The organism is Rahnella sp. ATs2, assembly GCF_051851855.1.
Classification (GTDB): Bacteria; Pseudomonadota; Gammaproteobacteria; order Enterobacterales; family Enterobacteriaceae; genus Rahnella; species Rahnella variigena.
In genome coordinates this window covers 1-12,347 of sequence record NZ_JBLYPL010000029.1, presented here as the reverse complement: position 1 = coordinate 12,347, position 12,347 = coordinate 1, and the positions used below count along the sequence as shown (strand labels likewise).

10 protein-coding genes and 1 riboswitch are annotated in these 12,347 nt (G+C 51.4%); of the genes, 7 read left to right on the top strand and 3 right to left on the bottom strand.

What is annotated here, in order from left to right; genetic code table 11:
- Nucleotides 1-70: 70 nt before the first annotated feature.
- Nucleotides 71-832, bottom strand: a complete 762-nt coding sequence (locus ACJY2G_RS22915; RefSeq protein ID WP_112289358.1) for a glutathione peroxidase — start codon at nucleotides 830-832, stop codon at nucleotides 71-73.
- Nucleotides 833-993: 161 nt separating this feature from the next.
- Here ACJY2G_RS22915 and oxyR point away from each other — a divergent pair, with 161 nt between their 5' ends.
- A complete protein-coding gene (gene oxyR, locus ACJY2G_RS22910) occupies nucleotides 994-1,917 on the top strand; it encodes a DNA-binding transcriptional regulator OxyR (RefSeq protein ID WP_112289359.1) in 924 nt (307 codons plus the stop codon).
- Here the strand turns inward: oxyR and sthA are convergent.
- A complete protein-coding gene (sthA, locus tag ACJY2G_RS22905; protein WP_112289360.1) occupies nucleotides 1,900-3,300 on the bottom strand; it encodes a Si-specific NAD(P)(+) transhydrogenase in 1,401 nt (466 codons plus the stop codon). The genes oxyR and sthA overlap by 18 nt on opposite strands.
- A gap of 212 nt (nucleotides 3,301-3,512) precedes the next feature.
- Here sthA and fabR point away from each other — a divergent pair, with 212 nt between their 5' ends.
- The 4 genes from fabR to bglB all read left to right on the top strand — a co-directional run bounded on the left by fabR (nucleotide 3,513) and on the right by bglB (nucleotide 7,564).
- Nucleotides 3,513-4,157 carry an HTH-type transcriptional repressor FabR gene (gene fabR, locus ACJY2G_RS22900; protein ID WP_120163782.1) on the top strand — a complete coding sequence of 215 codons (645 nt, stop codon included), beginning with the start codon at nucleotides 3,513-3,515 and terminating at the stop codon, nucleotides 4,155-4,157.
- 10 nt (nucleotides 4,158-4,167) lie between these two features.
- Nucleotides 4,168-4,527 (top strand): YijD family membrane protein, encoded by a 360-nt coding sequence (locus ACJY2G_RS22895; RefSeq protein ID WP_113877606.1) that lies wholly within the window; start codon nucleotides 4,168-4,170, stop codon nucleotides 4,525-4,527.
- A 286-nt stretch (nucleotides 4,528-4,813) separates the two neighbouring features.
- Complete coding sequence (locus tag ACJY2G_RS22890) at nucleotides 4,814-6,400, top strand: MFS transporter (protein WP_112289363.1); 1,587 nt, start codon at nucleotides 4,814-4,816, stop codon at nucleotides 6,398-6,400.
- A 24-nt stretch (nucleotides 6,401-6,424) separates the two neighbouring features.
- Nucleotides 6,425-7,564 (top strand): beta-galactosidase BglB, encoded by a 1,140-nt coding sequence (bglB, locus tag ACJY2G_RS22885; RefSeq protein WP_430320867.1) that lies wholly within the window; start codon nucleotides 6,425-6,427, stop codon nucleotides 7,562-7,564.
- Between the two features lie 83 nt (nucleotides 7,565-7,647).
- Here the strand turns inward: bglB and trmA are convergent, their stop codons facing one another.
- Entirely contained in the window at nucleotides 7,648-8,748 is a 1,101-nt protein-coding gene (gene trmA, locus ACJY2G_RS22880; RefSeq protein WP_430320866.1) for a tRNA (uridine(54)-C5)-methyltransferase TrmA, read from the bottom strand.
- A 141-nt stretch (nucleotides 8,749-8,889) separates the two neighbouring features.
- A riboswitch (cobalamin riboswitch) is annotated at nucleotides 8,890-9,155 on the top strand.
- Nucleotides 9,156-9,226: 71 nt separating this feature from the next.
- On the opposite strand from trmA, the gene btuB reads away from it, so the two are divergent.
- Nucleotides 9,227-11,089, top strand: a complete 1,863-nt coding sequence (btuB, locus tag ACJY2G_RS22875) for a TonB-dependent vitamin B12 receptor BtuB (protein WP_430320874.1) — start codon at nucleotides 9,227-9,229, stop codon at nucleotides 11,087-11,089.
- A complete protein-coding gene (gene murI, locus ACJY2G_RS22870) occupies nucleotides 11,034-11,915 on the top strand; it encodes a glutamate racemase (RefSeq protein ID WP_430320865.1) in 882 nt (293 codons plus the stop codon). Before btuB ends, murI begins: the two co-directional genes overlap by 56 nt.
- Nucleotides 11,916-12,347: the final 432 nt, after the last annotated feature.

Genomic DNA, 12,347 nt, shown 5'->3' with positions numbered 1-12,347 from the left:
ACTTTGCTTCTTTTTGTTGGTAATGCAGGGATTTCTTGTCTTACTTCTTACAGCTGTTTCTTATCGAAGATTATTGTGCGACTTCACACAGGTCTTCTGTTTCTGAATGGAGGTAAACCTCCAGGTCGTCACTTCCCCCGATGTGGCGTCCACCGATAAAGACTTGCGGCACTGTCGCCCGGCCCGTCACGGCGCGCAGACTGACAGTCGTTGCATCTTTACCTAATACAATTTCTTCGTACTGAATGCCGCGTTCCTGCAACATTTGTTTGGCTTTCGCACAGAACGGACAGCCCGGTTTGGTGAACACAGACACGGATTCCTGCACTTTAAATTCAGGTGCCAGGTATTTCAGCATGGTGTCGGCATCAGACACTTCAAACGGGTCGCCCGGTTTGTTTGGCTCGACGAACATTTTCTCGACCACGCCGTTACGCACCAGCATGGAATAACGCCATGAGCGCGGGCCGAAACCTAAATCGGCTTTTTCGACCAGCATGTCCATCCCTTTGGTGAATTCACCGTTGCCGTCCGGGATGAAAGTGATGTTGGACGCGTTCTGTTCAGCTTTCCACGCGTTCATCACGAAGGTGTCATTCACGGAAACGCACAGAATGCTGTCAACGCCGTGGCTTTTAAACACCGGTGCCAGTTCGTTGTAACGTGGCAGATGGCTCGAAGAACAGGTCGGGGTAAATGCGCCCGGCAGTGAAAAAACAATCACTGTTTTATTTTTAAACAGCTCATCGCTGCTGAGATCTACCCACTGGTCGCCCTGGCGGGTGTGAAAAGTAACTTGCGGTACGTGTTTCCCTTCCTGGCTTGCAAACATGAATAACCTCTTAATTAATCAATCAAATAGAAAGTATTTTCGGCATTGCCGTTTCGTTGGAAGGCATTATTAACGATAAAGGTTGATAGATATAATCGTTGATTGCTATCTTATCTATCGTTACCGGCTATCGCATTGCCTTTTAGGGACTGGAGGAAAAAATGAACATCCGTGATTTAGAGTATCTGGTGGCACTGGCAGAGTTCCGCCATTTTCGTCGCGCCGCAGACTCATGCCATGTCAGCCAGCCAACGTTAAGCGGACAGATCCGCAAACTGGAAGACGAGCTGGGTGTGATGTTGCTGGAAAGAACCAGCCGTAAGGTGCTGTTTACCCAAGCGGGTTTACTGCTGGTCGATCAGGCGCGCACAGTGCTGCGTGAAGTGAAAGTACTTAAAGAGATGGCGAGTCAGCAGGGTGAAGCGATGTCCGGGCCGATGCACATCGGGCTCATCCCGACCGTCGGACCTTATCTGTTGCCGCAAATTATTCCTTCACTGCACAAGACGTTTCCTAAACTGGAAATGTATCTGCACGAAGCGCAAACCCATCAGTTGCTGGCGCAGCTCGACAGCGGAAAGCTCGATTGCGCGATTCTGGCGCTGGTGAAAGAAAGCGAAGCGTTTATTGAAGTGCCGCTGTTTGATGAGCCGATGAAACTGGCGATCTATGACGATCATCCGTGGGCATCACGCGATCGCGTGGCGATGGCCGATCTGGCCGGTGAGAAACTGCTGATGCTGGAAGACGGGCACTGTCTGCGCGATCAGGCACTCGGTTTTTGCTTCCAGGCGGGCGCAGATGAAGATACCCATTTCCGCGCAACCAGTCTGGAAACACTGCGTAATATGGTGGCGGCGGGGAGCGGGATCACATTGCTGCCATCACTGGCCGTGCCTAATGAGCGCAGCCGTGACGGAGTGACGTACCTGACCTGTGACAAACCGGAACCGCGACGCACCATCGCGCTGGTATATCGTCCCGGTTCGCCACTGCGCGGGCGTTACGAACAACTGGCCGAAGCCATTAAAGAGCACATGCAGCCTTATATGGACCGAACCGCAGTCTTAAAACAGGCGGTTTAATCCGTTCAGTGCCGCAACGCGATAGGCCTCTGCCATGGTCGGATAGTTGAAGGTGGTATTAACGAAATACTCGATAGTATTCCCTTCACCTTTCTGTTCCATGATGGCCTGGCCGATGTGAATAATCTCGGCAGCGCGTTCACCAAAGCAGTGGATCCCCAGAATTTCTTTGGTATCACGGTGGAACAGGAGCTTCAGACTGCCCACGTTCATTCCGGCAATTTGTGCGCGTGCCAGATGTTTGAACTGCGCGCGACCCACTTCGTATGGCACTTTCATCGCTGTCAGTTCCTGCTCGGTTTTACCGACGGAACTGATTTCAGGGATGGTGTAGATACCGGTCGGAATGTTTTCGATCAGGTGGACTTTGGCTTCTCCCTGAATCATTGCCTGCGCGGCAATACGGCCCTGATCATAAGCGGCGGATGCCAGACTTGGGTAACCAATCACATCGCCGACCGCATAAATATGCGACAGCGCCGTCTGGTACATGCTGTTCACTTTCAGCAGACCGCGGCTGTCCGCTTCAAGACCAATATTCTCCAGACCCAGCTGATCGGTGTTACCGGTGCGTCCGTTGGCGTACAACAGCGCGTCGGCTTTCACTTTTTTACCGGATTTGAGGTGCATGATCACACCGTCTTCCACGCCTTCGATCATCTCGAATTCTTCGTTGTGGCGGATAACCACACCGTTGTTCCAGAAGTGATAAGAAAGGGCGTCTGACATTTCCTGATCGAGGAAAGACAGCAGGCGGTCACGGGTGTTGATTAAGTCCACTTTGACGTTAAGACCACGGAAGATCGACGCATATTCGCAGCCGATCACACCCGCACCGTAAATAATCACATGGCGCGGTTCATGGCTCAGTTCGAGGATCAGGTCGCTGTCATAAATGCGCGGGTGACCAAAATCGACATTAGCAGGGCGGTAAGGACGCGAACCGCAGGCAATGACGATATTGTCAGCGGTGATTTGTTCGTGTGTGTTATCGGCGTAGCGGATGCTGACGGTGTTGGCATCCACAAAGCTGGCATCGCCGGAGAACAACTGGCACTGGTTTCTTTCATAGAAACCCTGACGCATACGGGTCTGCTGATTAATAACTGAATCGGCGTGACGCAGAATGTCCGGGAAGCTTGAACTCATGGTGCGTGAGTTATCACTGTAGAGCGGGTTCTGGTTAAATTCGATGATTCTGCTGACGGCGTGGCGCAGTGCTTTGGAAGGGATGGTGCCCCAGTGAGTACATCCGCCACCGACGTTGTTATAGCGTTCGATGACAGCAACCCGGGCGCCTTGTTTAACCAGTCCCATCGCGGCGCCTTCTCCGCCAGGGCCTGAGCCAATGATAATGGCATCAAAATGTGAGTGCTGTGGCATAGTTCGAAACCTATTTTTATACAAAATCACAACGAGAAAGTAACATATTACACCTGTTTACCCCACAAGCGGTTGTCATTTAATGGTAAAGCAGCAACATTCTGACCCACTTTATGCTGTGGTATCTTTGGCTCCGCCCGTCAAAAATTTTGGTATAGTGAATCGGTAACGGGCGAATAATCAAAAAGAAGAATACTATCCGGATGAAGGTTATGGGCGTAAGAGCACAACAAAAAGAGCGCACGCGTCGTTCGCTGATTGAGGCGGCTTTTAGCCAGCTCAGTGCCGAGCGCAGCTTTGCCAGTCTGAGTTTGCGTGAAGTTTCCCGCGAGGCAGGTATTGCACCCACATCCTTTTACCGGCATTTTCGCGATGTGGATGAGCTGGGCCTGACCATGGTGGATGAAAGCGGCCTGATGCTGCGCCAGCTGATGCGCCAGGCACGTCAGCGTATTGCCAAAGGCGGCAGCGTGATCCGCACGTCCGTTTCCACCTTTATGGAATTCATCGGTAATAATCCCAACGCATTCCGTTTGCTGCTGCGTGAACGCTCCGGCACGTCTTCGGCATTCCGTGCCGCCGTCGCCCGTGAAATTCAGCATTTTATTGCGGAACTTGCCGATTATCTGCAACTCGAAAACCATATGCCGCGCAGTTTTACCGAAGCGCAGGCTGAAGCCATGGTGATCATCGTTTTCAACGCCGGTGCGGAAGCGCTGGATGTGGATATCGCTCAACGCCGTCAGCTGGAAGAACGGCTGGTGCTGCAACTGCGGATGATCTCCAAAGGCGCGTATTACTGGTATCGCCGTCAACAGGAACGTACGGCTGTGACTTCCATCAATAATAAGACCTGAGGTAAAGAAGATGACCGAACAACCGAACCAGGATAATGGCACTCTGGTTTTGGCTCTGATTGCCGGGCTGTCGATTAATGGCACTTTCGATGCGTTATTCAGTTCTGTCGTAACGTTTTCGATCTTCCCGATTATTTCTCTGGTGTTGGCGGTGTACTGCCTGCACGTGCGTTACCACCGTGGCGAAATGCCGAAAGGATTACCGGTTCTGGCGGCAGCCTGTTTCCTGCTGGGCTTGGTGCTGTACAGCACCATTGTCCGGGCGGAATACCCTGAACTGGGTTCTAATTTCGTGCCGTCGCTGATCAGTGTCGCGCTGGTGTTCTGGATAGGCCTGAAGCTGAAAAAGCGAAAATCCACGTTACAGTAAGACTTTTCCCCGCCATGCATAAAGGGCAATCTGTGGATTGCCTTTTTTTATTTTTCATCCCCCTCATTCATTTAATGAACTGTCATTTCATTAATATCAAACCCATGTTCAATATTTAGAGATTGATCGCCCACTTCTTTATTTCATTGCCATAAAGTGGCTTTGAGTGGCAAAAACCAAAAGGTTTTCATTCCTGCTCCTCGTTAATTTGAATCATGGCCGGACGATACATTTTCGTTCGCATTCAGCCTACGCCTATAGGTGATTTAACAGAGGCAACACGGCAATGAAAACACGTAAAATTGGATTCTTTAATTACATCGCCTACGGTTCTGGCGATTTTCTGGGGGCAGGCACCACCGCTCTGACGGCAGCATGGCTGCTTTATTTCTACACCACCTTTTGCGGCCTTTCGCCCATCGAAGCGACCTTTATTTTTGCTACTGCGCGCGTCGCCGATGCGGTACTGAGCCCGCTGATGGGGTATCTCACTGATAACTTCGGTAACACCTGGCTAGGCAAACGGTTTGGCCGGCGTAAGTTCTTCATTCTGCTCGGTATACCCTGTGTGTTCAGCTACAGCTTTATGTGGGTGGGCGACATGGGATACGTCTACTATCTGCTGACTTATTTGCTGTTCGATATCGTCTACACCATGATTCTGGTGCCATATGAAACACTGGTACCTGAAATGACCGATGACTTTAAACAGAAGACCAAATTCTCTGGCGCACGTATCGCGCTGGCGCAGCTTTCTGCGATTCTGGCGGCGTTCCTGCCGGGCATTTTGTTGCAGCATTTCGGCAAAGATAACGCCATTTCCTTCTTCTACTCGAGTCTGGTCTTTGCGGTGATTTGCGCCTTCGTCCTGACGCTGGTCTATTTCTTTACCTGGGAACGTCCGGAAGAACTCAAATCGGAAGCCACGAAGAAAATTGAACGCGAGCGTCAGCAACTGACGCTGGCACAAAGCCTGAAACGCCTGAAAGTCGAGTTATCTTCCACGTTACGAATCAAAATTTTCCGCCAGCATCTGGGTTTGTACCTTGGCGGGTATATCGCGCAGGATGTGTTTAACGCCGTGTTCACCTATTACGTGGTGTTCGTGCTGATGCAAAGCGCAGCGATTGCTTCCAATCTGATGGGCATGATGGCGATTCTGCAATTCGTGGCGGTGATCGGCATGATCCCGTTGTGCATCCGCTTCGGCCCTGCGCCGTCTTATCGTCTGGCCGTTACGCTGTTCGGGCTGGCGACCATTTCCTACGGTGTGCTGTATTTCACCGGCATGAATGATTCGATGTCATTACTGTTGCTGATTTCCGCGCTGGCCGGTCTGGGACGCGGCGGGATCAACTACGTACCGTGGAATATCTATACCTATATTGCTGATGTCGATGAAACCATTACCGGTCAGCGCCGCGAAGGGATTTTTGCCGGGGTGATGACGCTGACCCGCAAAGCGTCTCAGGCGGGCGCAGTCATGCTGGTGGGGATCATTCTGCAACTCGCCGGATTTGTTTCCGGGCAAAGCCAGCAGGTACCGGCGGTCGGTCATACGATTCTTGGTGTACTGGTGATCGGGTCATTGCTGATGCTCAGCATGGGTTTCATGATCTCTTTATTCTTCCGCCTGAATCAGAAAACGCACGGCGTGCTGACCCGCGAAACGCAAAAAATGCGTGATGCCAACCGCATCGTGCCGGAACAAATTACACCGGAAGACCGCGCAACGGTCGAAATGCTGACAGGGATGAAATACGAATCTCTGTGGGGCAATAACAACATCGGTTATCTGCATCGCAATAATCCGCCACCCGAAAAGCTGACCCGCGAAAATACTGCTGAAATGCCGGTCCAGGGACGTTTATAAATTTTGAATTCACAGGAGAACCCCATGAAAGTTTTTGAAGTTAAACACAGTGCTTTGCTGCGACAGCCGGAACATTTCATTTCACGCAACGAACTGAAATCGCTGATCCACAACGTGACTGACAATCTGGTGAATATCGAAGATAAAACCGGTGAATTCTTGTTACGCCTCGACGATGGCCGCGTAATTGATACCAAAGGCTGGGCGGGCTGGGAATGGACGCACGGCATCGGGCTTTACGGTATCTATCAGTATTATCAGCAGACCGGCGACGAAAAAATGCGGGCGGTGATCGACGACTGGTTTACCGCACGTCTGGCGGAAGGCACGCCGACCAAAAACGTCAATACCATGAGTCCGTTCCTGACGCTGGCTTATCGTTATGAGGAAACCGGCAATGCAGCATGGCGCCCTTATCTGGAGCGCTGGGCTGAATGGGTGATGTATGAAATGCCGCGCACTGATAAAGGTGCGATGCAGCACATCGTTTATAACAACGAAAATCATCAGCAAATGTGGGACGACACGCTGATGATGAGCGTGCTGCCGCTGGCGAAAATCGGCAAATTAATGGATCGCCCGGAATTTGTTGAAGAAGCGACGTATCAGTTCCTGATGCACGTGCAGTACCTGATGGATCGCGAAACCGGCCTGTGGTTCCACGGCTGGACGTTTGACGGGCATCATAACTTTGCCCAGGCTCGCTGGGCGCGCGGTAACAGTTGGCTGACGATTGCTATTCCGGAATTCCTCGAACTGGTAGATTTACCTGAAAACAACGCAACACGCCGCTATTTATTGCAGGTGCTGGAAAGTCAGGTCAGTGCGCTGGCGAAATGTCAGGATGACAGCGGTTTATGGCATACGCTGCTCGACGATCCGCACTCTTATCTGGAAAGTTCGGCGACCGCTGGTTTTGCCTACGGCATCCTGAAAGCGGTACGTAAACGTTATATCGATGCGTCTTATGCGCCGGTGGCGGAGAAAGCCATTCAGGGTGTGATCAAGCATATCAATCCGGCCGGTGAACTGACGCAAACCTCATTCGGCACGGCGATGGGCAATGATCTCGATTTCTACCGTGAAATCGCCCTGACATCTATGCCTTACGGGCAGGCGATGGCGATCCTGTGTCTGTCAGAATATCTGCGGGTCTATTTGTAATATCGTGTTGTAATATCGTGGACAACGGACTGAAATAAAAACGGGCACTCAAAAGGTGCCCTTTTTTGTTTTTCCATCCGCTGTCAGATTTTTTCCAGCAGCACACCAGATTCCATATGGTGCGTATACGGGAACTGATCAAACAAAGCCAGACGCGTGATGCGGTGCGTTTTGCTCAGGGTTTCCAGATTCGCACACAGCGTATCCGGATTGCAGGAGATATAAAGAATACGGTCATAGCCTGCCACCATTTTCACCGTTTCATCATCCAGCCCGCTGCGCGGTGGATCGACAAAAATGGTGTTGCACTCGTATCCGCTTAAATCGACATCCTGCAAACGGCGGAATTCACGCACGCCATTCAGCGCCTGTGTGAAATCTTCGGCTGCCATGCGGATAATCTGCACGTTATCAATGTGGTTCGCGGCAATGTTGTATTGCGCGGCGGCGACAGAAGGTTTGGCGATTTCGGTCGCCAGCACGCGGCGGAAGTTACGTGCCAGAGCCAGCGAGAAGTTGCCGTTACCGCAGTAAAGTTCCAGTAAATCACCGGTCGAGTTTTCCGTGGCCTTCAGTGCCCATTCCAGCATCTGAATATTCATCTCGGCGTTTGGCTGAGTGAAGCTGTTTTCCACCTGACGATAAATCATATCGCGGCCCGCGACCGGCAGAACTTCATCAACATAATCCTGGTCGAGCATGATTTTGGTTTTCGCGGCACGGCCAATCAGCTGAATATCAAAACCATCAGCACGCAGCTGGTCACGCAGGGCGGTTGCGGCCTGCTGCCATTCGTCATCAAGCTTACGATGGTAAAGCAGCGAGGCGATGATTTTGCCGCTGCGGGTCGACAGATAGTCGATCTGGAAGATCTTACGGCGCAATGCCGGATCTTGCTTAATAGCCGAAATCAGCACCGGCATCAGACGGTTAATCAGTTCGCTGGCGGTCGGAAACTGGTCCACGCGCACGCGGGCTTTGGTCTGCTGATCAAACATGATGTGGTACAGGTCGCCCTCATCGTGCCAGACGCGAAATTCCGCGCGCATACGATAATGGCTGACAGGAGAACGGAAAACGTCAGGCTGCGGCGCATTAAATGGCGACATCATCGCCGTGAGACGTGCGGTCTTTTCCGCCAGCTGGTCGTCGTACTGTTCAATGGGCAGGTTTTCAGGCGTCATCGGTTATCTCGTCTAACAGGGAATGAATGGACAAACTTAGCGGGGGATTGTAGGGAATGTCTCCGTTAAGTCCACCATTGTTACATTTATATCGTGAAAGCTTACTGGCTATTACGGATGTCTGGATTTCCAAATAGGTTGATCGTACGATTGCGCTTCGGCCTCATTGACTGAGTTAAAAGGGAATCCGGTGTGAATCCGGAACTGGCGCGCAGCGGTATGGGGAAATCACGGCGATAGCATTCTTTATTATGCAGACACTGTTTCTTCCTTCTCTCCTTATATAGGAAAGAAGAAAGAGGAGATGGGAAGTCATCGCCCGGTGCGGGTAATTTCAATTAATTACGGTGTAATTAATCAGCCTGCAAATCCTAAGTCCGAAGACCTGCCGATGTTACGTCGCATTAATCATCGTCGTCGCGAATTACCGCCGGTGATCCTCTGCGGCATCCGCCAATTAAGTTTGGATGCTCGATTCATGACAATTAAAAAGCACGTGCTGCTGACGGCATTATCCGTCACGGCTTTTTCAGGGTGGGCGCAAGACAGCACTTCCACAAACAGCAGCGATAATATGGTCGTTACCGCTAACCGTTTTCCACAGCCCGTTTCTTCTGTATTAGCGCCGACGGATATCGTCACGCGTGAAGATATCGACCGGTGGCAGTCAAAATCCGTGGCCGATGTGTTGCGTCGTTTACCTGGCGTGGATATCAGCCAGAGCGGCGGAATGGGGCAACTGACCTCTGTATATGTTCGCGGTACCAGCTCCAGCCACACATTGGTCCTGATGGATGGTGTGCGTCTCAATCAGGCGGGTATTTCCGGATCAGTAGATATCAGCCAGATCCCTCTTTCATTAGTTCAGCGCATTGAATTTATTCGCGGCCCGCGTTCGGCGGTTTATGGCTCGGATGCCATCGGCGGCGTCATTAATATTATTACGACACGCGACAAAGACGGCACAACGCTCGGCGCGGGTATCGGCTCACACGGCTATCAGAACTACAACGGCTCAACGCAGCAGAAATTAGGTGAGAACACCACGCTGACGGCAGCAGGGGATTACACCTACACCCGCGGGATTGACGTGGTCGCTGACGGCAATAACGACGGCGTTCCTCAGGCCGACCGCGACGGCTTCATGAGCAAGACGCTGTATCTGGCGCTGCAACACCAGTTCAATGAAGAGATCAGCGGCTTTGCGCGCGCCTACGGATATGACAACCGCACGGCTTATGATGCGTATTATTCGCCGGGCAGCGCACTGATTGATACCCGCCAGCTTTACAGCCGGACATATGACACAGGTCTGCGTTATCAGAACGGCATTTATGCCACGCAGCTCATCGGCAGCTACAGCCACGTCAAAGACTATAACTACGATCCGAAATATGGCCCGTATGACGCCTCCGCTTCCCTGGACGATTCCGATCAGTACAACGTGCAATGGGGTAATACGTTCCAGATATGGAAAGGGGAAGTCAGCGCAGGTCTGGACTGGCAGAAACTGACTACCGAGCCGGGTACCAGCTATCTTGCCGATGGCTATGATCAGCACAATACCGGCGTGTATCTGACCACGCAGCAAAAAATCAGCGATTTCACACTGGAAGGCGCGGTGCGCAGCGACGACAACTCCCAGTTTGGTCAGCACACCACCTGGCAGAGCAGCGCCGCGTGGGAGTTTATCGATGGCTATCGCCTGATTGCCTCCTACGGTACAGCTTATAAATCGCCGAACCTGAGTCAGCTCTACAGTGATTACTATGGTAATCCCGATCTGAAACCGGAAGAGAGTAAGCAATGGGAAGGCGGGCTTGAAGGCCTGACGGGGCCGCTGGACTGGCGCTTGTCCGTCTATCGTAATGACATCGATCAGATGATCTCTTACAACGACTCGACCAGCAATTATTACAACATCGGCAAAGCGACCATCAAAGGCGTTGAATGGACGGGTTCCTTTGATACCGGCCCGTTGCAGCACAAGATTACTCTGGAATATCTCGACCCTCGTGATGCGACAACCAACGAAATTCTGACCCGTCGTGCCAAGCAGCAGGCTAAATACCAGATTGACTGGGACATCGCTGACATTGACTGGTCGATCAACTATCAGTATCTGGGACAGCGTTACGATACCGACTACGGAACCTATCCTTATCAGACCGTTAAACTGGGCGGCGTCAGTTTGTGGGATCTCGCGGCATCATATCCTGTGACCTCACACCTGACAGTTCGTGGTAGAATTGCCAACTTGTTTGATAAAGATTACGAGACGGCTTATGGCTATGCCACACCAGGACGTGAGTACTACCTCTCTGGAAGCTATACCTTCTGATACAACACAAGTTCCTGACCGCCCGACGGTGCTGGTTTTCGATTCCGGTGTCGGCGGGTTGTCGGTGTATGATGAGGTCCGGCAGATGTTGCCGGACCTGCACTATATATATGCCTTCGATAATGTGGCTTTCCCCTACGGCGAGAAATCCGAAGAGTTTATCGTTGAGCGCGTGGTGGAGATTGTCACCGCTGTCGCGAAACGCCATCCCCTCTCTATTATTGTCATCGCCTGTAACACCGCGAGCACCGTCTCCCTCCCTGCATTACGCGCCAAATTTAGTTGCCCCGTTGTCGGGGTTGTCCCTGCGATTAAGCCCGCTGCTAAATTAACGCGTAATGGTGTGGTCGGATTGCTGGCGACGCGCGCGACGGTACAGCGTCCTTATACGCATGATCTGGTCGCACGCTTTGCGACGGATTGTCAGATTCTGATGCTGGGCTCGGCGGAGCTGGTTGAGCTGGCGGAAGCAAAGCTGCATGGCGAAGAGGTTTCACTGGCTGTATTGAAGAAAATCTTGCATCCGTGGCTGCGTTTACGTGAACCACCGGATACCGTGGTATTAGGTTGCACGCATTTCCCGCTGCTTTCGCAAGAGCTGTCACAGGTTTTGCCAGACGGCACGCGTATGATCGACTCCGGTTCTGCGATTGCCAGACGCGCGCACTGGTTAATTGAGACTTCTCACTTCGCTATTCCAGAAAAAAAAGCCGGTGTTGAAATAGAGAGTGTCGCCTACTGCATGGCGATGACCGCGGAGGCGCAAAGTTTGCTGCCTGTTTTACAGTCATATGGCTTCAGAAGTATCCAGGAATTGCCGCTTTAAACACCATTTGATGAAAGATTCAGCGGTCAGTAAATTATTTGTATTTTAGGGGTTGCGGCCTTCTGAGAACTCCCTATAATGCGCCTCCACTGACCGGGAACAACGACTGACAAGTCGCTCGGACAGGAAGAGAAAAAGTAGAAAGTTCGAATGAATAATCTCTTGACTCTTCAGCGGGAAAACGTAATATACGCCTCCCGCGCCGCATAAGATTCCTTGCGAACTGCGGCATGCTCTTTAACAATTTATCAGACAATCTGTGTGGGCACTCACAAGACGATATCAGCCACTTCGATGGCAAAATATTTATTGACAGTAATGTCAAGTCTTAGAGTGACCAAGCAGTAATTCATTTAGTTGAATTATTACGAAGTAATCTCTGAGCACTGCTTAACTTGTTTAAGCAAATCGAACTTTTAATTGAAGAGTTTG

Bases quoted from the DNA above. Each gene is read 5' to 3' on its own strand.
- ACJY2G_RS22915 (WP_112289358.1), bottom strand. From the start codon at position 832: ATGTTTGCAAGCCAGGAAGGGAAACACGTACCGCAAGTTACTTTTCAC.
- oxyR (WP_112289359.1), top strand. From the start codon at position 994: ATGAACATCCGTGATTTAGAGTATCTGGTGGCACTGGCAGAGTTCCGC.
- sthA (WP_112289360.1), bottom strand. From the start codon at position 3,300: ATGCCACAGCACTCACATTTTGATGCCATTATCATTGGCTCAGGCCCT.
- fabR (WP_120163782.1), top strand. From the start codon at position 3,513: ATGGGCGTAAGAGCACAACAAAAAGAGCGCACGCGTCGTTCGCTGATT.
- ACJY2G_RS22895 (WP_113877606.1), top strand. From the start codon at position 4,168: ATGACCGAACAACCGAACCAGGATAATGGCACTCTGGTTTTGGCTCTG.
- ACJY2G_RS22890 (WP_112289363.1), top strand. From the start codon at position 4,814: ATGAAAACACGTAAAATTGGATTCTTTAATTACATCGCCTACGGTTCT.
- bglB (WP_430320867.1), top strand. From the start codon at position 6,425: ATGAAAGTTTTTGAAGTTAAACACAGTGCTTTGCTGCGACAGCCGGAA.
- trmA (WP_430320866.1), bottom strand. From the start codon at position 8,748: ATGACGCCTGAAAACCTGCCCATTGAACAGTACGACGACCAGCTGGCG.
- btuB (WP_430320874.1), top strand. From the start codon at position 9,227: ATGACAATTAAAAAGCACGTGCTGCTGACGGCATTATCCGTCACGGCT.
- murI (WP_430320865.1), top strand. From the start codon at position 11,034: ATGGCTATGCCACACCAGGACGTGAGTACTACCTCTCTGGAAGCTATA.